At 71.8% G+C, this 21,246-nt stretch carries 16 protein-coding genes and 1 pseudogene; 8 read left to right on the forward strand and 9 right to left on the reverse strand.

The genetic code is table 11. The annotated features are described in order from the left end of the window. The first annotated feature begins 78 nt into the window (after positions 1 to 78). A complete protein-coding gene (locus Raf01_RS14005; protein WP_203918282.1) occupies positions 79 to 486 on the forward strand; it encodes a Fur family transcriptional regulator in 408 nt (135 codons plus the stop codon). Positions 487 to 542: 56 nt separating this feature from the next. Here Raf01_RS14005 and polX read toward each other — a convergent pair whose 3' ends face one another. Then, entirely contained in the window at positions 543 to 2,270 is a 1,728-nt protein-coding gene (gene polX, locus Raf01_RS14010) for a DNA polymerase/3'-5' exonuclease PolX (protein ID WP_203918283.1), read from the reverse strand. 275 nt (positions 2,271 to 2,545) lie between these two features. Between polX and Raf01_RS14015 the strand changes: the two genes are divergently transcribed. Continuing rightward, positions 2,546 to 5,410: a cellulose binding domain-containing protein gene (locus Raf01_RS14015; RefSeq protein ID WP_275412983.1), complete on the forward strand. Its 2,865-nt coding sequence runs from the start codon at positions 2,546 to 2,548 to the stop codon at positions 5,408 to 5,410. Between the two features lie 130 nt (positions 5,411 to 5,540). Here Raf01_RS14015 and Raf01_RS14020 read toward each other — a convergent pair whose 3' ends face one another. Further along, positions 5,541 to 6,374, reverse strand: a complete 834-nt coding sequence (locus Raf01_RS14020; protein WP_203918284.1) for an alpha/beta fold hydrolase — start codon at positions 6,372 to 6,374, stop codon at positions 5,541 to 5,543. A gap of 404 nt (positions 6,375 to 6,778) precedes the next feature. Between Raf01_RS14020 and Raf01_RS14025 the strand changes: the two genes are divergently transcribed. The 3 genes from Raf01_RS14025 to Raf01_RS14035 are packed head-to-tail and all read left to right on the forward strand — an operon-like array spanning position 6,779 to position 9,401. Continuing rightward, positions 6,779 to 7,627, forward strand: coding sequence for a metal ABC transporter ATP-binding protein (locus Raf01_RS14025; RefSeq protein WP_239133591.1), 849 nt, complete (start codon positions 6,779 to 6,781; stop codon positions 7,625 to 7,627). Continuing rightward, positions 7,624 to 8,505: a metal ABC transporter permease gene (locus tag Raf01_RS14030; protein WP_203918286.1), complete on the forward strand. Its 882-nt coding sequence runs from the start codon at positions 7,624 to 7,626 to the stop codon at positions 8,503 to 8,505. Before Raf01_RS14025 ends, Raf01_RS14030 begins: the two co-directional genes overlap by 4 nt. A gap of 5 nt (positions 8,506 to 8,510) precedes the next feature. Further along, a complete protein-coding gene (locus tag Raf01_RS14035; protein WP_239133620.1) occupies positions 8,511 to 9,401 on the forward strand; it encodes a metal ABC transporter permease in 891 nt (296 codons plus the stop codon). A gap of 318 nt (positions 9,402 to 9,719) precedes the next feature. Here Raf01_RS14035 and Raf01_RS14040 read toward each other — a convergent pair. From Raf01_RS14040 to Raf01_RS14060, 5 genes and pseudogenes are all read right to left on the reverse strand, one after another. Further along, positions 9,720 to 10,604 (reverse strand): annotated as a pseudogene (locus tag Raf01_RS14040) (proteasome assembly chaperone family protein); the annotation flags it as partial. A 64-nt stretch (positions 10,605 to 10,668) separates the two neighbouring features. Beyond that, positions 10,669 to 10,794: a Clp protease N-terminal domain-containing protein gene (locus Raf01_RS14045; RefSeq protein WP_239133592.1), complete on the reverse strand. Its 126-nt coding sequence runs from the start codon at positions 10,792 to 10,794 to the stop codon at positions 10,669 to 10,671. A gap of 131 nt (positions 10,795 to 10,925) precedes the next feature. Next, a complete protein-coding gene (locus Raf01_RS14050) occupies positions 10,926 to 11,366 on the reverse strand; it encodes an ATP-binding protein (RefSeq protein WP_203918289.1) in 441 nt (146 codons plus the stop codon). After that, positions 11,356 to 12,225 (reverse strand): MEDS and STAS domain-containing protein, encoded by an 870-nt coding sequence (locus tag Raf01_RS14055; RefSeq protein WP_203918290.1) that lies wholly within the window; start codon positions 12,223 to 12,225, stop codon positions 11,356 to 11,358. The genes Raf01_RS14050 and Raf01_RS14055 overlap by 11 nt, the downstream gene beginning before the upstream one ends. A 120-nt stretch (positions 12,226 to 12,345) precedes the next feature. Continuing rightward, positions 12,346 to 13,200, reverse strand: a complete 855-nt coding sequence (locus tag Raf01_RS14060; RefSeq protein ID WP_239133621.1) for an NAD(+)/NADH kinase — start codon at positions 13,198 to 13,200, stop codon at positions 12,346 to 12,348. Between the two features lie 135 nt (positions 13,201 to 13,335). Here Raf01_RS14060 and Raf01_RS14065 point away from each other — a divergent pair, with 135 nt between their 5' ends. The 3 genes from Raf01_RS14065 to Raf01_RS14075 all read left to right on the forward strand — a co-directional run bounded on the left by Raf01_RS14065 (position 13,336) and on the right by Raf01_RS14075 (position 16,742). Further along, complete coding sequence (locus Raf01_RS14065) at positions 13,336 to 14,397, forward strand: glucose 1-dehydrogenase (RefSeq protein WP_203918291.1); 1,062 nt, start codon at positions 13,336 to 13,338, stop codon at positions 14,395 to 14,397. Then, the gene (locus tag Raf01_RS14070) at positions 14,394 to 16,193 is read left to right on the forward strand and encodes a glycoside hydrolase family 15 protein (RefSeq protein ID WP_203918292.1); all 1,800 of its coding nucleotides are present in this window, start codon (positions 14,394 to 14,396) and stop codon (positions 16,191 to 16,193) included. Before Raf01_RS14065 ends, Raf01_RS14070 begins: the two co-directional genes overlap by 4 nt. 168 nt (positions 16,194 to 16,361) lie before the next feature. Then, positions 16,362 to 16,742, forward strand: coding sequence for a PIN domain-containing protein (locus tag Raf01_RS14075; RefSeq protein WP_203918293.1), 381 nt, complete (start codon positions 16,362 to 16,364; stop codon positions 16,740 to 16,742). A gap of 103 nt (positions 16,743 to 16,845) precedes the next feature. On the opposite strand, the gene Raf01_RS14080 is transcribed toward Raf01_RS14075, so the two are convergent. Next, the gene (locus tag Raf01_RS14080) at positions 16,846 to 20,664 is read right to left on the reverse strand and encodes an ABC transporter ATP-binding protein (protein WP_203918294.1); all 3,819 of its coding nucleotides are present in this window, start codon (positions 20,662 to 20,664) and stop codon (positions 16,846 to 16,848) included. A 122-nt stretch (positions 20,665 to 20,786) separates the two neighbouring features. After that, entirely contained in the window at positions 20,787 to 21,242 is a 456-nt protein-coding gene (locus tag Raf01_RS14085; protein ID WP_203918295.1) for a MarR family winged helix-turn-helix transcriptional regulator, read from the reverse strand. Positions 21,243 to 21,246: the final 4 nt, after the last annotated feature.

The following is a 21,246-nucleotide window of genomic DNA, read 5'->3' on the forward strand; positions in this document are numbered from 1 at the left end:
CATCGAAGGTCGGGTACGGTCGCGCTCCGCCGTACACTCGTCACGTCGCCGTCTACCGCACCGTTCCCGGAGACCAGATTGACCAACGTCACCCCAGGCATCACCCGAAACACCAGGCAACGCGCCGAGGTGCTGGCGTTGCTGGAGGGCACCGATGAGTTCCGCAGCGCCCAGCAGCTGCATGCGCAGCTGCGCGCCAAGGGCTCCGGTGTCGGGCTGACCACGGTGTACCGGACGCTCCAGCTGCTCGCCGACGCCGGCGAGGTCGACCAGATGCGGCTGGGCGACGGCGAGCAGGTCTACCGGCGGTGCAGTCGCAGCCAGCACCACCACCATCTGGTGTGCCGGTCCTGCGGGCACACCGTGGAGGTCGAGGGCCCCGCGGTGGAGCGGTGGACACAACGGCTGGCCGGGGAGCACGGCTTCACCGACGTGAGCCACACCCTGGAAATCTTCGGCACCTGCGCCAACTGCTGCGCCGGCTGACGTCGGCCCGCGCCCGATGCTCGACTGGCGCCCGATCCTCGGCTGGCGCGCGATCCTCAGCCGGCACGGCGCTTCGCGTCGATGAACGCGCGCAATTCCTCCAGCGGCCACGCGTTGATCACGTCCCGTGCGGTCAGCCAGCCGCGCCCGGCGGTACCTACGCCGTAGCGCAGCAGCCCGAGGTGCACGGTGGAGTGCGCGTCGGTGTCGATCGCGAACCGGACCCCGCGCGCCTTCGCGCGCATGATCAGTTCGTCGCCCAGGTCGAGTCGGTCCGGGAACGCGTTGATCTCCATCGCGGTACCCGTCTGCGCCGCGGCCTGGAACACCGCGTCCCAGTCCGCGTCGATCGCGGGCCGCCGGTTGATCAGCCGCGTGGTCGGGTGGCCGATCACGGTCACGTACGGGTTCTCGCACGCCCGGATCAGCCGCCGGGTCATCGTCGCCTGGTCCTGCCCGAAGTGCGAGTGCACCGACGCGACGCACAGGTCGAAGCCGGCCAGGAAGCCGGCGTCCCAGTCGACGCCGCCGTCCGGCCCGATGTTGAGCTCGGTACCGTGCAGCAACACCATCCCGCCGTCGCCGGCCAGCTCCCGCAGCCGGTCGCGCTGGGCCAGCATCTTCGCGTCGGTCATCCGCTGCATCGGCAGGTCCTTGGCGTGATCGGTGACCGCGTAGTACCGGTACCCACGCTCCCGCGCGGCGGCCAGCATCTCCTCCAGTGACGAGACGCCGTCCGTCAGGTCGGTGTGCGTATGCAGGTCGCCGAGGATGTCCTCGACCCGGATCAGCTCGGGCAGCTCTCCACGCAGGGCGGCCCGTACCTCGCCCCGGTCCTCGCGCAATACCGGCGGGATCCACGGCAGGTCGAGGCGGCGGTACACCTCCTCCTCGGTGCCGGACGCGATCAGCTCACCGTCGTCGGCCCGGAACAGCCCGTACTCCGACAGCGTCAACCCGGCGCGTACCGCCCGCTCCCGTACCCGGATGTTGTGCGCCTGCGAACCGGTGAAGTACTGCAGCGCCGCGCCCCACGCCGCCGGCGGCACCACCCGAAGGTCCACCTGCAGCCCGGCGGCGGTGCGGATCGAGGTCTTGGTCGGGCCGCGCACGATGACGTCGGCCACCAGCGGCAGGCCGGCGAACGTCTCCATCAGCGGCTCCGGGTCGTCCGACGCGGCCAGGATGTCGACATCCCCGATCGTCTCCCGCATCCGGCGCAGCGAACCGGCGGGCTCCACGCGCATGCAGCCGGGCACCGCCGCCAGCAACCCGACGATCTCGGCCGCCACCTCGGCGGCCTCCGAGATCAGCACGCGTCCGCCGCTCGCGGCGAGCAGTTCGATGCCGCGCTGGAGGTTGGTCACCGCCCGGGCGCCGAACCCGCGCAGCCCGGCCACCCGGCCGTCCTCGATCGCGGTCACCAGGTCGGCGAGCGATCCCACGCCCAGTTGCTCGTACAGCTGCACGGCACGCTTCGGACCGAGCCCGGGGATGCGGGTCAGCTCCCGTACCCCGGCCGGGATCCGCCCGCGCAGCTTCTCGACGGCCTCGATCCGGCCGGTACCGAGATACTCGGCGATCTTCGCGGCCGTGGACCCGCCGACGTTGGGGATGCCCTCCAGCCCCTTGCGGTCCAGCGTCGACACGTCGGCGGGGTAGCCGGCGACCGCGCGCGCCGCCTTTTCGTACACCCGGGCTCGAAACGCTTCGCCTCCGGTGATCGCGATCAGGTCGGCGTACTCCTGGAAGAGTTCCGCGACGGCGTCGTTGGCCCGGGCCATAGCTGAAAGCCTAGGCGTCCCCTCCCGGAGCCGCCGAACCAGACCGGTCGTGGCCTGCGGCTGCACGCCTCCGATCGGCTCATTGACATCAGAGGTCCGATGTGTGAATCTCCATGCGGAGCCGGCGTGGGAGCCCCAGGCCCGTCAGCAACAACCTGACGCCCACGCGTGCGGTCACTGCGGTCGAGAAGTCCGGATCCCGCCACTTATCCCAAACTGTGCCGTCGTCAGGGTTTGCCCGCAGGTTAAGCGCTTCGACGAAGGGGAACGTCCCCATGCACGCTCTCGCGCACATCCGAAGTCAGGTATCGAGCCTGCGCAGGCTCGCCGACCGTCACCGGCCACCCGGACCCGCCCGCCCACGGGTGCGCCGCAGAGGTCTGGTCAGCGCCGTGGCCGCGCTCGCCGTCGCCGCCGCCACCGTCGCGACCGGCCAGGTCCTGGTCGGTACGGCACCGGCGGGTGCGGCCGCCGCCGCGCCGTACTCCTGGAAGAACGTCAACATCGGCGGCGGTGGATTCATCCCCGGCATCATCTTCAACCAGGCCCAGCGCAACCTGGTCTACGCGCGCACCGACATCGGCGGCGCGTACCGGTGGAACCAGAGCACCAGCCGGTGGGTGCCGCTGCTGGACTGGGTCGGGTCGGACAACTGGGGGTACAACGGGGTGGTCAGCCTGGCCACCGACGCGGTCGACCCGAACCGGGTGTACGTCGCCGCCGGCATGTACACCAACAGCTGGGACCCCAACAACGGCGCCATTCTGCGCTCGACCGACCAGGGCAACTCCTGGCAGGTCACCCCGCTGCCGTTCAAGCTTGGCGGCAACATGCCCGGCCGGGGCATGGGGGAGCGGCTGGCCATCGACCCGCACCGCGACAGCGTGCTGTACTTCGGCGCACCCAGCGGCAACGGACTGTGGAAGAGCACCGACTACGGCGCCACCTGGGCGAAGGTGACCAACTTCCCCAACCCCGGCAACTACGTCGCCGACCCGAGCGACACGTCCGGGTACCAGAGCGACAACCAGGGCATCGTCTGGGTCACCTTCGACCCGTCGACGGCCACCGGCAGCAACCTGACGCAGGGCATCTACGTCGGCGTCGCGGACAAGAACCACACCGTGTACCGCAGCACCGACGGCGGCGCCACCTGGTCGGCCGTCGCCGGCACCCCGACCGGGTACATCGCGCACAAGGGCGTCCTCGACGCCGTCAACCACTATCTGTACATCGCCACCAGCGACACCGGCGGCCCGTACGACGGCGCCAAGGGCGACGTCTGGCGGTACAGCACCACCAGCGGTACCTGGACGCAGATCAGCCCGATCCCGTCCAGCAGTTCCGACGACTACTTCGGGTACAGCGGCCTGACCATCGACCGGCAACACCCGGGGACCATCATGGTGGCCACCCAGATCTCCTGGTGGCCGGACGCCATCTTCTTCCGCAGCACCGACTCCGGCGCGACCTGGACGCGGATCTGGGACTTCAGCAGCTACCCCGACCGCAGCCTGCGCTACAACCTCGACGTCAGCTCCGAGCCCTGGCTGACCTTCGGCGCGCAACCGGCGCCGCCGGTACCGAGCCCGAAGCTGGGCTGGATGAACGAGTCGGTGGAGATCGACCCGTTCGACTCCAACCACCTGCTGTACGGCACCGGAGCGACGCTGTACGGCACCACCAACCTGACCAACTGGGACAGCGGCGGCCAGATCACGATCAAGCCGGTGGTGGCCGGTCTCGAGGAGACCGCGGTGCTGGACCTGATCAGCCCGCCGACCGGGGCTCCGCTGGTCAGCGCGCTGGGTGACATCGGCGGGTTCCGGCACACGAACCTCGACGCGGTACCGCCGATGATGTTCACCGGTCCGGTCTTCGACTCCACGACGAGCCTGGACTACGCGGAGACCAACCCGAGCGTGATGGTCCGGGCGGGCAACTTCACCGACTCCGACCGGCCGAACGACTCGCACGCCGCGTTCTCCACCGACGGCGGGGCGAACTGGTTCCAGGGCACCGAGCCCGGCGGCGTCAACAGCGGCGGCACGATCGCCGCGGCGGCCGACGGCAGCCGGTTCGTCTGGGCGCCCGGCGACCCGGGCATCCAGGTGGCGTACTCGGTCGGCTTCGGCAACTCGTGGAGCCAGTCCAGCGGAATCCCGGCCAACGCGGTCGTCGAGTCCGACCGGGTCAACCCCATGAAGTTCTACGGGTTCTCTGGCGGCAAGTTCTACGTCAGCACCAACGGCGGGGCGACCTTCGCCGCCAGCGCGGCGACCGGTCTGCCGTCGACGGGCAACGTGTACTTCAAGGCCGTCGCCGGGCACGAGGGCGACATCTGGCTGGCCGGCGGTACCGGCGGGCTGTGGCACTCGACGAACTCCGGCACCTCGTTCACCAAGGTCACCACGGTGGACGGCGCGGACAACATCGGCTTCGGCAAGGCGGCGGCCGGCAAGTCGTACCCGGCGCTGTACGCGATCGCGTCTGTGGGTGGGGTCCACGGGGTGTACCGCTCCGATGATTCCGGGGCCACCTGGATCCGGATCAACGACGACCAGCACCAGTACGGCAACATCGGCGCCACGATCACCGGTGACCCGCGGATCTACGGGCGCGTCTACCTGGGTACCAACGGGCGGGGCATCCTGTACGCCGACGTGCTCGGCGGCCCCACCGGCGGCCCGTCGACGACCCCGAGCCCCAGCAGGTCGGCCAGCCCGTCGCCGAGTCCGAGCCGGACCACCTCACCGAGCGCCAGCCCCACCCCGTCGCGGACGCCGACCTCACCGCCCACCTCACCCCCGCCGTCCGGCGGGTGCGCGGTGACCTACGCGGTGACCGGCCAGTGGGCCGGCGGCTTCCAGGGCGACGTGCAGATCACCAACAACGGCAGCGCCGCCATCAACGGCTGGACACTGCGCTGGACGTATGCCAACGGTCAGGTGATCAGCCAGCTGTGGAACGGCACTCTCGCGCAGAGCGGCGCGGCGGTGACCGTCACCAACGTGAGCTACAACCCGACGATCGGCGCGCACGCGACGGTCGACGTCGGGTTCCTGGCGAGCTGGAACAACACCACGAACGCGAAGCCGACCGCGTTCACGCTCAACGGGGCCAGCTGCACGGTGAGCTGACCCCGCGGTCGCAGGCAGTTTCGGCGGGGCGGCCGTCTCCGGCCACCCCGCCCGCGCAACGTGGCGGGGCCGGCCGTCGTTCGTCGACCGGCCCCGCCGCATCCCGCACTAGGACTTGACGAAGTCCAGACTAGGACTTGAGGAAGTCCAGCAATTCCGTGTTGACCTGGTCGGCGTGGGTCCAGATGTTCCCGTGCGGACCACCCTCCACGGTCACCAGGTGGCAGTCCTGGAGCATGTTGCTCAGCGGTACCGCCGTCGACTCGTAGGGCAGGACCCGGTCCGAGTCGCCGTGGATGAGCAGCGTCGGCACGTCGATCTGCGGTACGTCGCTGCGGAAGTCGGTCAACCACGCCGGAACGCAGTCCGCGACTGCCTTCGGCGACGAGTCCGCGGCCGCGTTCCAGCCGAACTGGACGACCTCGTCGCTGACCCGGGAGCCGTGCAGCACGTCGTAGTTGTAGAAGTCGTGCATGAACGTCGTCAGGAACGCCAGGCGGTCCCGGGAGATGCTCATCATGATCTGGTCGAAAACGCTCTGATCGACTCCGGTCGGGTTGTCCTCCGTCTTGAGCAGGAACGGTGGCAGGCAGGAGAGCAGCGCCGCCTTCCGTACCCGTGCCGACCCGTACCGGGCCAGGTAACGGGTCACCTCACCGGTACCCATCGAGAAGCCGACCAGGGTGGCCTCGCGCAGGTCGAGCGCCGAGATCAACATGTCGAGGTCCCGGGCGAGCGTGTCGTACTCGTAGCCCCACATCGGCCGGCTTGAGCGGCCGAAACCCCGGCGGTCGTACGAGATCACCCGGTAACCCGCGTCCATCAGCGCCATGCTCTGCTTTTCCCAGGACGCGCTGGTCAGCGGCCATCCGTGGATCAGCACGACCGGGGCACCGGCGCCGTGATCCTCGTAGTACAGGTCGATCGGGGCCGAGTTCTCCTCACCGACGGTGATGTACGGCACGGCCGTCTCCTCTCTCTGCGTCTGCCTCACCGCACAGCCTCCGGCGCGATCGGGCGAAACCTCCTCACCCGGGTCGGACGAGATTCCGGACGGCCCGCTCGACATTGCCGCTCGACCGGGCAGGATCAGGCGGGTAACCCCTGGTGGCACCGGGTTCACACCGCTCGCCCGGCCCGTGATTTTGGGCGCCCTGGAGACTTGAGTATGAAAACGGTTTGCAAGTACGATGCGTCTGGGCGGCCCGCCGGAACAGCGGGCGCCGCCGGCTCCGCCTCGCTCGTCGATAACAGAAAGTAACTGGAATGCCCCTGGTGAAACCCACAACGGTCCGGACCGGACCCGGGTCGGAGACCGTCCCGGCCGGGCGGGATCCGTTCGGACCGGACTCCGGGCGAGTTTCGGCCGTGGCCGGCCCCGTCCCGGCCGATCGCGCCGCCGGCACGGCCACCCTGCTGGAGGTCACCGACGCGTCGGTGGTGCTCGGCGGGTGCGCCGTCTGGTCGGCGGTCAACGCGTCGGTCACCGAGGGGGAGTTCGTGGCGATCCTCGGCCCCAACGGTGTCGGGAAGTCCACCCTGCTCAAGGCGTCCCTCGGCCTGCTGCCGCTGGCCAGCGGCAGGGTGCGGCTGCTGGGCCGGGCGCCGGGTGAGGCGAACGCCGGGGTCGGGTACCTGCCCCAGCGGCGCAGCTTCGACGCGTCCCTGCGGGTACGGGGGCTCGACGTGGTGCGGCTCGGGGTCGACGGCGACCGGTGGGGGCTGCCGGTACCGGGCCGGCGGTCGCGGCAGGCGGCGGCGACGGTCGACCGGCTGGTGGACCTGGTCGGGGCGGGCGGCTACGCGCACCGCCCGGTCGGGCAGCTCTCCGGCGGCGAGCAGCAGCGGCTGCTGATCGCCCAGGCGCTGGCCCGGGGGCCGCGCCTGCTCATGCTCGACGAGCCGCTGGACAGCCTGGACCTGCCCAACCAGGCCGCGGTCGCCGGGTTGATCAGCCGGATCTGCCGCGAGGAGGGCGTCGCCGTGGTGATGGTGGCGCACGACGTGAACCCGATCCTGGGATACCTGGACCGGGTGATCTACCTCGGTCAGGGCGGGGCGATCAGCGGGACGCCCGACGAAGTGATCACGTCGGAGACGCTGACCAGGCTCTACGGCACCCCGATCGAGGTGCTGACCGCCTCGGACGGCCGTCTCGTCGTGGTCGGTCAACCGGAGGCGCCGGCCCACCACAGCGACCGGCACGCCCGCTCGTGAACGTCGGCTTCTCCTGGAACCTGGTCGACGACATCCGGCAGATGTGGTCGCTCCAGTCCATGGTCAGCGCGTTCCGGGCGGGCACCATCGTCGCGGTGCTGGGCGGCCTGGTCGGCTGGTTCATGGTGGTGCGCAAGCAGAGCTTCGCCGGGCACACCCTCGCGGTGGTCGGTTTCCCGGGCGCCGCGGCCGCGGTCTGGCTCGGGTTCGGCGCGGGCTTCGGGTACCTGGGGTTCTGCCTGGTCGCGGCGCTGGTGATCGCGGCGCTGCCGACTCAGGGCCAGGCCGGGTACGGCGAGGAGTCCGCCGTGGTCGGCACCACCCAGGCGTTCGCGCTCGGTGCCGGGGCGCTGTTCGTCGCGCTGTACAAGGGCTTCCTCAACGGCACCAACGCGCTGCTGTTCGGCACGTTCCTGGGCATCACGAGCGATCAGGTGCTGCTGCTGGCGGCCGTCGCCGCGGTAGTGCTGATCGTGCTCGCGGTCGTCGGGCGGCCGCTGCTGTTCGCGTCGATCGACCGGGACGTGGCCCGCGCCAACGGGGTACCGGTCCGGCTGCTGGGCGTGGTGTTCCTCGTGCTGCTCGGCGCCACCGCGGCGGCGGTCAGTCAGATCACCGGCTCCCTGCTGGTGTTCGCGCTGCTGGTGCTGCCGCCGGCGACCGCACAGCTGATCACCGCGCGACCGGCCCGGGGGCTGGTGCTGTCGGTGGTGCTGGCGCTGGTCAGCGTGTGGGTGGCGCTGTTCATCGCGTACTACTCGCCGTACCCGGTCGGGTTCTGGCTCACCACGGTCGCGTTCGGCCTGTACCTGCTGACCGCCGGACTGTCCCTGGCGGCACGGCGGATGGGTCGCCGGCCGGTACCGGTGAGGGTGTGAGCGCGATGTTCGCCCAGCCGTTCATCCAGCACGCCTACCTGGCCGGTACCGCGATCGGCGTGGCCGCCGGACTGGTCGGGTACTTCCTGGTGCTGCGCGCCCAGGTGTTCACCGCCGACGCGCTCTCGCACGTGGCGTTCACCGGTGCCCTCGCCGCCCTGGCCGCCGGCCTGGACGCCCGGCTGGGGCTGTTCGTGGTCACCGTCGCGGTGGCTGTCGGCATGGGGGCGCTGGGTCGGCGCGGGCGCCCCGACGACGTGGTGATCGGCGGCGTGTTCGCCTGGCTGCTCGGCCTCGGCGTGTTCTTCCTGACGATCTACACCAGCACGCGCAGCGGCGGCAACGGCTCGGCGGGAGTCTCGGTTCTGTTCGGTTCGGTCTTCGGCCTGTCCGGCGGCCGGGCGGCGGTGACCGCGATCATCGCCGTCGCGGTCAGCCTGATCGTGGTGGCGATCGCCCGGCCGCTGCTGTTCGCGAGCCTCGACGAGACGGTCGCGGCGGCCCGGGGAGTGCCGGTGCGCCTGCTCGGCCTCGGTTTCCTGGCCCTGGTCGGCGTCACCGCGGCGGAGGCGACCCAGGTGGTCGGCGCGCTGCTCATCCTCGGCCTGCTGGCCGCTCCCGCCGGGGCCGCGGCGCGGTTGACCACCCGGCCGCTGCGAGCGCTGGGGCTGTCCGCCGCGATCGCGGTGGCCAGCGTCTGGCTGGGCATCTGGGCCAGCTACGCGTTGTCCCCGGCGCCACCCAGCTTCACGATCCTGGCCGTCGCGACGCTGGCCTACGCGGGCGCCGCGACCTACGACCGGCTGCGCCGGCGGGCCGGTGCGCCGGTACGCCCGGACGGCGCGGGGGGCTCCCCGGTGCGGGCGGTCGCCGAGAAGCCGGCCGGGGTCGGCTGACGAGTCCGGCCGGCCGGCGTCGTCCCGCGACGGTGCCGGCGGACGGTGCCGGCCGACCGTGCGTCGCGTCGATCAGCGGCCGGCGTTGTCCTGCGATCCGTCGTCCGGGCCTGCGTTGCTCGGGCCGGCACTGCTCGGGCCCGCGTTGCCGGACCCCGCGTCGCCGGGGGAGGGGTTGTCCGCCCCGGCGCTTTCCGGCGGCCCTGCGCTTTCCGGGCCCGCGCTCTCCAGGCCCGCGCTCTGCGGGCCCGCGCTCTCCGGGCCTGCGCTCTCCGGGCCTGCGGTGCCCGGGCCCGCCGTGACCGGCCCCCCGCCTCCCTGCTCGGCCAGGAACCGCTCCAGTTCGGCGCCCAGTTCCTCGGCCGTGGGCAGCGGACCGACCGAGGCCAGCAGGTTGCTGCTGCCGCGACCGCGGACGAACGCGTCGTACTGCTGCTCCAGCGCCCGGACCAGGGCGCCCGCCTCGTCCGACTCGGCGATCTGCTCATCGACGGCGGTGCGCACCCGGGCCGCCTCGGCGCGCAGCTCGTCGGTCGGCAGCAGCAGGCCGGTCGACTTCGAGATCGAGGTCAGCAGCAGCTCGGTCGCCGTCGGGTAGTCGGTCTGGGCCAGGTAGTGCGGCACGTGTACGGCGAAGCCGATCGCGTCGCGACCGCGCTCACCCAGCCGGTACTCCAGCAGGTGGCCGGCGCTGGACGGCACCTGTACCCGCTGGAGCCACGGCTCGTACCCGGAGATCAGGTCCTTCCGGGTGGCGTGTGCGGTGAGGCTCGCCGGCCGGGTGTGCGGCACCGCCATCGGGATCGCGTTGAGCCCCACGGTCAGCCGGACGTCCAGCCGCTCCACGATGCCGGTCAGGGCCGCGATGAACCGTTCCCACTGCAGGTCCGGCTCGGGGCCGTCGAGCAGCAGGAACGGCGTGCCCTGCTCGTCGCGCAGCAGGTGGATCGCCAGCCGGGGCTTTTCGTAGTGCTCCCAGTGGTCCTCGACGAACTGCATCAGCGGCCGGCGGGACCGGTAGTCCAGCAGCTGGTCCACGTCGAACGTGGCCAGCACGCTGGACTCCAGCGTGGTGAGCAGGTGCTCGCGGGCCAGCCGGACCGCGGACCCGGCGTCGACGAATCCGGCCAGTGCCTGGATCAGGACCGGCCGCCCCAGGTCCGGGGTGTCGGTCAGCTGGTACAGCTGGTCCGGGTCGAGCACGGGTGCGTCCTTCCGTCGGTTGTCGCCGGCCCCGACGATACGCGCCCGGGATGAGCGGCCGCCGCTACGCCGCCTCGCTCATGGCGGCGTGCACCCGTTCCCGCAGGTCGGCTGCCGTGGCGCCGATCCCGGTCAGGATCCGCGCCGCCAGGCAGTCTTCGTCCCGCAGCAGGCCAAGCAGCAGGGCCAAGCAGCAGGTGTTCGGCGCCGACGTGCCGGTGCCCCAGCCGCAACGCCTCGCGTAGAAACAGCTCCATCGCCTTCTTGCGCCCGGACTGAACGGGATGTGACGCGAATCGCTTTCCGTCCCGGGCCGGGCCGTCAGTCGAGGGGGAACTCCGCGACGGCGGTCGTGCCGTTGGCGTCCGAGTGGATGTCCAGCTGGTCGGCGACGCAGCGCACCAGCCACAACCCGCGCCCGCCGCTCGCCGTCGGCTCCGGCCGCACCCGGCCGGCCTGGTCCGGCTCCGGGAAGCCGGGGCCTTCGTCGGAGACCGTGCAGCGCAGCACGCCACCGGCCACCGAGATCTGCAGCCGGCCCTTCCCTGCGCCGTGCCGCACCGCGTTGCTCGCCAGCTCGTACGCGGCTAGGACCAGGTGCTCGACGGTCTCCCGGCGGATCTCGAGCGCGCTGCTGTGAGCGGCCACGGCGCTGCGAAGCGACACCAGGCCGGCGCGGTCGAACACCTGGTCCAGCAGGATCTCCGCGGGACCGGAGTCGGCGGCGGCCGCGGTGCCGGAAGCTTCGCGCTCAGGAATCACCGGCCGCCACCCACAGACGCAGCGCCTCGACATCCTCGCCACCGACGTGGGTCAGCACGGTCCGCACCAGTCCCCGGGACAGCACCGTCATGCTGCGGCCCGGCGCCAGGGTGGCGGCGGCCTGGACCAGCACGCCGGCCGCCGCCGCGTCGATGAAGCGCAGCTTCGCGAGGTTGACGTGCGGATGTCGGTCCAGCCGGAGGGCCTCGGCGAGAGCCTCCCCGAAGACGGTCAGCGAGGTGTAGTCGAGTTCACCGGCGACCCGGATCCCGGCGGGGGAGTGCTGGCGGCAGATCCGCAGGATCGGATCCTCGTGGTACACCGTGGCCGCCACCGCGCAGGAGTGCGCCGCCGTCGTGCTGGCCAGCGTCACGGCGTCGAACTGTTGCCGGTCGTACTGGCAGATCGCGGTGACCTGCGCGGCGGCGAACAACTCGCTCGCCTTCTGTTCGAACGTCACCAGGTGCTCGACCCCGGCGACCGGCTGCGCGGCCCAGCCCATGTCGGCGGTGACCCGGAGGCCGGCGAAGCCGTCCCGGCGCGCCCGGTCGATCTCACCGGACAGCTCGTCGAGGACCCGGCCCGGCCGGAACCCACCGTCGGCCAGCCACATCCGTGCCGGTTGCAGGGTCAGCTGGCCCTTCGCCGCGTACGGCTGCGCCTCGACCCCCCGGTCGGCCAGCCGGCCGGACAGCGCGGAGGGGGCGTACGAGTCGGTGTAGCAGACCACCCGGTGGCCGGCGGACAGCCCGTCCCGGACGAACGCGGCCACGATGTCGAGGCGTTCGTCCTCATCCGTGAAGGTCAGGCAGGCGTGGTCCCCGGGACCGAGCCGGTCGACCGATGTCGGTGCACCCACACCCGTCCCCCTTCCCGGTGCCCATTCCGGACCAGCGCAAGGCTAACCGCATCCGGCCACCGGCGCAGCGGGAAGGCCGGCTCAGGCGCTGGTCGGCCCGGGGCGAGCCCCGCCGCGGGGTCAGTCGGCCTCGACCGAACCGGTCAGCCGCAGCCGCCGCTGCGCGCGCTCGTAGAACGTGGTCCGGCCCAGCCGTACCACCCGGGCCGCGCTGTCCACGACCGTCATGTCCAGGATGTCGCCGGGGTGCAGGTAGCCGATGAGCTGCCCGTCCGCCTCCATGCCGATCTCGCCGCTGCCCTGCAGGATCTCCAGGGTCAGCTTCTCCCCGGTCGACAGGAACAACGCGCGGTTGAACGCCGAGTGTGGCGCGACCGGCGTGACCAGCAGCCCCGAGGCGCTGGGCGAGACGATCGGCCCACCGGCGGAGAAGCTGTACGCGGTGGAACCGGTCGGTGTGGCCACGATGACCGCATCCGCCCCGTACCGCACGAATGGGTGCCCGTCGACGTGTACCTGCACCAGACACACCGGATGTCCGGGTATCCGCATCATCGCGATGTCGTTGAACGCCAGCGTGTCGCGCCCGGCCGAGCCCGCGTACAGCCCCGACCGGGGCTCGGTGGTGAACCGCTGGGCGTCGATCGCGCCCAGCGCGTCGGCCAGGTCCGGCGGGTCGACCTCGGCGAGGAACCCGAGCTTGCCCAGGTTGACGCCGAGCACCGGGGTCTGCGTCGGGCTGGACAGCCGCATGGCCCGCAGCATGGTCCCGTCGCCGCCCAGGCTCACGATCAGGTCGGTGCGCTGGCCCAGCTCCTCCGGAGCGACCTCGGTGATCGGCCGGCCGGTCCGGCTGCCCTCGCCGGGCAGGCCGAGCACGGCGGCACCGTGGCCGGCCGCCCAGGAACAGATCAGCTCGATCGCCGGCGTGCAGTCCCGGGCGGGGTGCAGGACGAGTCCGACCCCGTTAATCATTCCCACGTCCCGATTCTGCGGTATCGGGGCGCCGCGCGCCTCCGGGTACCCCGGCCGGCCGGGTTTGCGCTCCCGGCGCCCGCGCTTGCCGCGCTGGGTAGGGTGACCATTGGTGCGATCTTTTCAGGGGGTTTGATGCGTGCGCTGACCGTGCGACCGGGGGTGGCCGATTCACTGGCGCTCAGCGAGATCGCGGAGCCGTCGCCGTCCGAGGGCCAGGTGCTGGTCGACGGGCTGTGCGTGGGCCTGTGTGGTACCGATGCCGAAATCGTGGCCGCCGACTACGGCGAGGCACCGCCCGGCTCGGAACTGCTGGTGCTCGGGCACGAGAATCTGGGTCGGGTGGCGGAGGCTCCCGCCGGTTCCGGGCTGTCCGCCGGTGACCTGGTGGTCGGGATCGTCCGCCGGCCCGATCCGGTACCGTGCGGAGCCTGCGCGGCCGGCGAATGGGACATGTGCCGCAACGGCCAGTACGTCGAGCACGGCATCAAGGGCCTGCACGGGTTCGCCCGCGAGCGGTGGCGGGCCGAGCCGGACGCGCTGGTCCGGCTGGACCCGGGCCTGACCGACGTGGGCGTGTTGCTGGAACCGACGACGATCCTGGCCAAGGCATGGGAGCAGATCGACCGGATCGGCGCGCGGGCCTACTGGGAGCCGCGGGTCGCGGTCGTCACCGGCGCTGGGCCGGTCGGCCTGCTGGCCGCGCTGCTCGCCGCCCAGCGGGGGCTGCAGGTGCACGTGTTCGACCGGGTGACCGAGGGCCTCAAACCGGAGTTGGTGGCCGATCTCGGGGCCACGTACCACACCGACACGCTGCCGGACAGCAAGATCGAGGCCGACGTGCTGATCGAGTGCACCGGTGTCCCCTCGGTCATCGTCGACGTGATCAGCCACAGCGCGACCGACAGCGTGGCGTGCCTGACCGGCGTCTCCTCGGCCGGCTCGACCGTCCCGCTGGACATCGGCAACCTGAACCGCGCCGCGGTGCTGCGCAACGATGTCGTGTTCGGCACGGTCAACGCCAACCGCCGGCACTACGAGGCGGGCGTCGCGGCGCTGGCGGCGGCCGACCGCTCCTGGCTGACCAGGCTGATCACCCGGCGGGTACCGCTGGAGCAGTTCGCGGACGGGTTCCATCGCCGGCCCGACGACGTGAAGGTGGTGCTCGACATCGACGGCACCGGAGTCGCCGGGTGAGCCGGATCGAGGACTACGCGCTGATCGGTGACCTGCACACCGCCGCGCTGGTCGGCCTGGACGGCTCGATCGACTGGCTGTGCCTGCCCAACTTCGACTCGCCGGCCTGCTTCGCCGCCCTGCTCGACGAGCCCCGTGCCGGCCGCTGGCTGATGGCGCCGGAGGGCGGTGGCACCGCCCGGCGCCGCCGGTACCGGGGCGACACGCTGGTGCTGGAGACGGAGTGGCACACCCCGGAGGGGCACGTCCGGGTGATCGATTTCATGCCACCGCGGGGTGCCGCCTCGGACGTGATGCGCATCGTCGAGGGCGTCAGCGGCACGGTACGGATGCACAGCGAGCTGACCCTGCGGTTCGACTACGGCCGGGTGGTGCCCTGGGTGCGCCGGGTTCCGGACGGGATCGAGGCGATCGCCGGCCCGGACGCGGTGTGGCTGCGCACCCCGGTTCCGCTGGAGGGCCAGGAGAAGTCGACGGTCGCCGACTTCACCGTGCACGCCGGTGAGCGGGTTCCGTTCGTGATGACCTGGTCGCCCAGCTTCAAGCGGGCGCCCGGCCGGCTGAACGCCGAGGACTGCCTGGCCGAGACGATCGCGTTCTGGGAGGGCTGGTCGTCCCGTTCGCGGGTGCACGGTCGCTGGCGCACGGTCATCCAGCGCTCGCTGATCACCCTCAAGGCGCTGACGTTCGCGCCCACCGGAGGCATCGTCGCCGCGGCCACGACCTCGCTGCCGGAGCAGCTGGGCGGGCCGCGCAACTGGGACTACCGGTACTGCTGGCTGCGCGACTCGACGTACACGCTCCAGGCACTGCTGGCAGCCGGTTACGTGGACGAGGCGAAGGCATGGCGGGACTGGCTGCTGCGTGCGGTCGCCGGGGACCCGGCAGAGCTGCAGATCATGTACAGCATCGACGGCACCCGCCGGCTGCCCGAGTACGAGTTGCCCTGGCTGTCCGGGTACGAGGGCTCGGCGCCGGTACGGGTCGGCAACGCGGCCGCCGGACAGCTCCAGCTCGACGTGTGGGGCGAGGTGCTGGACGGGCTGTACCTGTCCCGCCAGGGCGGCCTCGCCTCCGACAGCAACGTCTGGGACATGCAGGTCGCGTTGCTGGACTACCTCGAAGGCGCGTGGCGGGAGCCGGACAACGGGCTGTGGGAGATGCGCGGCCCGCGCCGGCACTTCACCCACTCGAAGGTGATGGCCTGGGTGGCCTTCGACCGGATGGTGCGCAGCCATCGCGAGTTCGGCCTGCCCGGCGACGTGAACCTGTGGGAGGCCCGGCGCGACGAGATCCACGCGGAGGTCTGCGAGCGGGGCTTCGACGCGGAGCGCAACACGTTCGTCCAGTCGTACGGCAGCACCGAGCTTGACGCAAGCCTGCTGCTCATCCCGCGGGTCGGTTTCCTGCCCGGCAACGATCCCCGGGTGGCCGGCACGGTCGACGCGATCAGCCGCGACCTGACCGAGGACGGCTTCGTGCTGCGGTACCGCACCGGATCGTCCGACGACGGGCTGCCCGGCTCCGAGGGCGTCTTTCTGGCCTGCTCGTTCTGGCTCGTCGACGCGCTGCACGCGATCGGCCGGGAGCCGGACGCGGTCGACCTGTTCGAGCGCCTGCTGACCCTGCGCAACGACGTCGGGCTGTTCAGCGAGGAGTGGGACCCCAAGGCACACCGGCAGCTTGGCAACACGCCGCAGGCGTTCAGCCACTTCCCGGTCATCGTCAGCGGATTGCAATTGCACGCCCGCCGGCATCGGCGCAGCGACCAGCCGGTCCCGTCGCCATCGCCGTAGCGCAGCAGTCGCGTAGCGCGGGATGATAACCCGGACAAGCCGCTTGACGTGGGTGTTTGCGTCATCTGCCGATCCGGTTATGTCGCATTATCTGAAGATGTGCTGCGTCGCGGCTCTCTACACGCTTGCGTTAGACCAGCGACAGCACATGTGAGGGGGGAGCGACAAGTGCGGAAACCAGCATTACTGGTAGTGGACGGCGCGAACGTTGTGGGCTCGGTACCGGATGGATGGTGGCGTGACCGGCCAGCGGCGGCGGCGAGGCTGCGTGACGCGCTGGTACCGGTGGCCAATGGGGGGCTGCGCAAGGTACCGAGTCCGGTCGAGGTCGTCCTGGTCGTCGAGGGCGTGGCCGCCCGTACCCCGGAAGTGCCCGGGGTCACCGTGGTCCGCGCCGACGGCTCGGGGGACGAGGCGATCGTCGAACTGGTGAAGGATCGGGAGCCCGAGCGCAAGTGCGTGGTGGTCACCGCCGACCGTGAGCTGCGCAGCCGGGTCGGTGAGCTGGGCGCGTCGGTGCTCGGCCCACGTTCGTTGCCATATCCGTAGACCGCCGCCACCCGTACCCGCCTGTGCCCGACGTCCGCCCGTCGGCGCAGGCGGGTCCGGCGCTTCCGGGGGCGTCTTCCCGAAGGCCGCCGCGACCGCCGGCTCAGCCGACCGCCGGCTCCGCGGCCCCGGTGAACACCCGCCACTGCGCCGCGTACAGGCCGTCGGCCTCCAGCAGTTCGTCGTGGGTACCGACCTCGACCACCCTGCCCTGGTCGAGCACCACGATGCGGTCCGCCCGGGCGGCCGTGGTCAGCCGGTGCGCGACCACCAGCGTGGTGCGCCGGTGGGCCAGCCGGTCGGATGCCTGGGTGACGATCGCCTCGGTCGCCAAGTCCAGGGCGGCGGTCGCCTCGTCCATCAGCAGGATGTCCGGGTCGACCAGCTCCGCCCGGGCCAGGGCGAGCAACTGGCGCTGGCCGGCGGACAGGTTGCGGCCGCGCTCCGCGACCGGGTGCAGGTACCCGCCGGAGAGCCGGGCGATCATGTGGTGCGCACCGACCGCGGTCGCCGCCGCCTCGATCTGTTCGTCGGTGGCGTCCGGCCGCCCGTACGCGATGGTGTCCCGTACCGTGCCGGGGAACAGGTACGCCTCCTGCGGCACCACGCCGAGCCGGTGCCGGTACCCGGCCAGGTCGTAGGCGCGCACGTCCACGCCGTCCACCTCGACCGAGCCGCCGGTCACGTCGTAGAACCGGGACACCAGCTTGACCAGCGTGGACTTGCCCGCTCCGGTCTGGCCGACCAGCGCCACGGTCTCCCCGGGCGTGACCGACAGCGTGACGCCGGCCAGCGCCTCGGCGGTGTCGGGACCGTACCGGAACCGCACGTCGCGCATGTCGATCGCTCCCCGCAGGCGCGGCGGCGCCGGAACCGGGTGCGCCGCCTGCGGCGTCGAGGTCGGGGTGCGCAGCAGGTCCCGGATGCGGTGCAGCCCGACCGCGGCCTGCTGGTACCCGTCGAAGACCTGGGACAGCTGCTGTACCGGCGAGAAGAACATGTCGATGTACAGCAGGTACGCGATCAGTGCGCCGGCCGTGAGCGCCCCGGCGTGCACCAGGTGAGCGCCCACGATCAGCGCCAGCGCGCCGGCCACGCTCGACAGGAACTGCACGAACGGGAAGTAGATGGCGATGTACCGCTGTGCCCTGGTGCGGCTGACCCGGTAGTCGTTGCTGCGCCCGGCGAACCGCTGCTGGTTGCGCTGCTCCCGGCGGTACGCCTGGGTGGTGCGCATGCCGGCGACGTTCTCCTGCAGGTCGGCGTTGACGATGCTGACCTTCTCCCGGGCGTCGGTGTACGCCTTCGACGACTTGGCGCGGAACAGCAGCGTCGCGACCAGCATCACGGGCAGGGTGGACAGCACCACCAGACCCAGTTCGAGGTTGATCAGCAGCAGCGCGACCAGGATGCCCAGGAAGGTCAGCACGCTGACCGCCGCGGTCGCCAGGCCGGTCTGCAGGAACGTGGAGAACGCGTCGATGTCGCTGGTCATCCTGGTCATGATCCGGCCGGACATCTCGTGCTCGTAGTAGTCCAGGCCGAGCCGCTGCAGGTGGCTGAACGTCTTGACGCGCAGGCTGTACAGCAGCCGTTCCCCGTTGCGCCCGGCGACCCGGATCTGCCCGGTGTTGATCACGACGTCGACTCCGACGACGATCAGGCCGATCAGCGAGACGGTGAAGATCACGCCGAGGTGCCCGTGCTGGACGCCGCGGTCCACACCGTCCCGGGTCAGTACCGGCAGCACCAGGCTCGCTATCGCGTCCAGCGCGACGAGCAGCAGGGCGAGCAGCAGCGGCCGCAGCACCGGGCGCAGCAGCCGGCCCAGGCCGAACGCCGGGTCGGGTGCGCGCACCGACGACTCGTCCACCTGCGGCTCGCCGGTGGCCGGCGGTAGCGCGGCGACCTGGGCGAGCAACTCCGGCGTCGGCGGAACGCTGGCCATGAACCCCGCCATCGGGCCGCCGGCGCCGGCGCCGCGACCCATCCCGGCGCGGGCCACGCCGCCGCCGCGCGGCAGTCCGGCCGCCAGGGCCGGGTTCGGGGAGCCGCGGCGTGCCGGCTGGCCGGCGTTGCCCCCGTCGTCCCCGTCGTACGGCCACAGCGACGGGGTGATCCCGCCGACCTTCTCCTCGGTACCGGCGTCCGGGTCACGTTCGGCCGGCAGGTCCCCGGCGTCCACGCCCTCGGCGTCCTCCCCGGGACCGGACAGCAGCAGCCGGTACAGCGGGCAGCGTTCCTGCAGTTCGTCGTGGGTACCCACGTCGACGACCCGACCGGCGTCGAGCACCGCGATCCGGTCGGCCAGCGCCAAAGTGGAGCGGCGGTGCGCGATGAGCAGGGTGGTGCGGTCGCGCATGACCCGGTGCAGGGTCGCGTGGATCTCCGCCTCGACCCGGGCGTCCACCGCCGAGGTGGCGTCGTCGAGCACGAGGATGCGCGGATCCGTGATCAGGGCACGGGCCAGCGAGACCCGCTGCCGCTGGCCGCCGGACAGGGTCAGGCCCTGCTCTCCGACGACCGTGTCGTACCCGTGCGGCAGCGCCCGGATGAACCCGTCCGCCTCGGCCGCCCGGGCCGCGGCCTCGATCTGCTCGGTGGTCGCGTCCGGCCGGCCGTACCCGACGTTGGCCCGCACGCTCTCGGAGAACAGGAAGCTGTCCTCCATCACCAGCCCGACGGCCGAGCGCAGCGAGTCCAGCCGCAACGACCGGACGTCCCGGTCGCCGACCCGCAGCGCTCCGCCCTGCACGTCGTAGAAGCGCTGGAGCAGCAGGGACACCGTGGACTTGCCGGAGCCGGCGGTCCCGATCAGCGCCACGGTCTCGCCCGGGCGTACCGACAGCGTGAAGTTCCGCAGCACCGGCTGTGACGCGACGTACCCGAAGGTCACGTCGTCGAACGTCACGCCGGGCGCCTCGGTGGGGGACAGCTCGACCGCGTCCGGCGCCTCGGTCACCACCGGCCGCGAGTCGATGATCTCGAAGACCCGGATCACGCTGGCCCGCGCCTGCTGCCCGATGGTGAGCAGGCCGGACAGCATGCGTACGGGCGCGACCAACTGTGCCAGGTAGGTGGAGAAGGCCAGGAACGTACCGAGGGTGATCTGGCCGTGGACCGCCAGGTATCCGCCGAGCGCCAGGACACCGACCTGGCCCAGCGCCGGGATGGCCTGCAGCGCCGGGGTGTAGTGGCTGTTGAACCGGTTGGCCCGGATCCGCAGCGCGAACAGCCGCCGGGCGGTCCCGGCCAGCTTGTTCAGCTCCTGCTCCTCCTGGCCGAAGCCCTTCACGACCCGTACCCCGGTCACCGCGTCGTCGACCACGGCGGCCACCTCGGCGGCCTGCTGCTGGGCCTCCCAGGTGGCCGGGAACAGCTTGCGCCGGGACAGCACCGCGATCCACCACAGCCCGGGACCGACCGCCAGGGCGACGAGCGTGAGCAGCGGAGACAGGACGAGCATGACGACCAGGGAGATCACGAACAGCAGCAGGTTGCCGAGCAGGATGGGTAGCATCCCGAGTAGCCCCTGGACCATCGTGATGTCCGAGGTGGCGCGGCCGATGAGCTGGCCGGTCTGCAACTCGTCCTGCCGGGCGCCGTCCAGCCGGGACAGCGCCGCGAACATGTCGTTGCGCAGGTCGTGCTGGACGTCCAGGGACAGCCGGCCGCCCTCGTACCGGCGGATGTAGGACGCGCCGTAGTTGACCAGGGCGGCGAGGATCAGGGCCGCGGCCAGGGGAAGCAGGGCGTCGCGCCGGGTCAGGATCGCGTTGTCGACGATAGAGCGCTGCAGCAGCGGTACCAGGGCGGTCAGCGCCATGCCCAGCACCGACGAACCGAACGCCAGCAGCACCCGCAGCCGGAACCGCAGGCAGTACCGCAGCAGCCGGCGCAGCCAGCTGGCCCCGTTTGCCACGCGGCCGCCAGCGGCGCCGACGGAGGAGGTGTCGCGGTCAAGCGGCCGCTGTCCGTTCACAGGGTGGCCGCCAGCGGCGCCGACGGAGGAGGTGTCGCGGTCAAGCGGCCGATTCCCATTGGTCATCGGGCGGACTCCACCGGTGACTGGGCCGGTACCCGGGCGGGCAGGCAGGCGTCCAGCGCGTCGCCGGCATCGATCAGGCCGTCGACCAGGCGGTCCGGGTCGGCCATCCGGGACAGCAGCGGCGCGAGTGCGGCCAGGTACGACTCGTCCGCGCGGGCGAGCGCGGCCCGGCCGGCGTCGGTGAGCTGGAGCCGCACGATCCGCCGGTCGCCGGGCTCGCTGGCGCGTTCCGCGTATCCGGCGGCGATCAACCCGTCGGCCAGCGCGGTCAGCGTCGGCTTGCGCACCGCGAGCCGCTGGGCCAGCCGGGCCGAGCGCTCGCCACCCTCGCTGAGCACGACCAACATCCGGTACTGCGGGATGGTCAGCCCGGCGTCCGCGAACTCCAGCATCCGCTGGAGGCGGGCGAGCACCCGGACGGCCCGCAGCGACGGTTGCGTCGATGGAGTCATGTTA

Origin of the sequence: Rugosimonospora africana (genome assembly GCF_016862975.1) — a bacterium.
Taxonomy (GTDB): Bacteria; Actinomycetota; Actinomycetes; order Mycobacteriales; family Micromonosporaceae; genus Rugosimonospora; species Rugosimonospora africana.

Bases quoted from the DNA above. Each gene is read 5' to 3' on its own strand.
- Raf01_RS14015 (WP_275412983.1), top strand. From the start codon at position 2,546: ATGCACGCTCTCGCGCACATCCGAAGTCAGGTATCGAGCCTGCGCAGG.
- Raf01_RS14035 (WP_239133620.1), top strand. From the start codon at position 8,511: ATGTTCGCCCAGCCGTTCATCCAGCACGCCTACCTGGCCGGTACCGCG.
- Raf01_RS14060 (WP_239133621.1), bottom strand. From the start codon at position 13,200: ATGATTAACGGGGTCGGACTCGTCCTGCACCCCGCCCGGGACTGCACG.
- Raf01_RS14085 (WP_203918295.1), bottom strand. From the start codon at position 21,242: ATGACTCCATCGACGCAACCGTCGCTGCGGGCCGTCCGGGTGCTCGCC.
- Raf01_RS14065 (WP_203918291.1), top strand. From the start codon at position 13,336: ATGCGTGCGCTGACCGTGCGACCGGGGGTGGCCGATTCACTGGCGCTC.
- polX (WP_203918283.1), bottom strand. From the start codon at position 2,270: ATGGCCCGGGCCAACGACGCCGTCGCGGAACTCTTCCAGGAGTACGCC.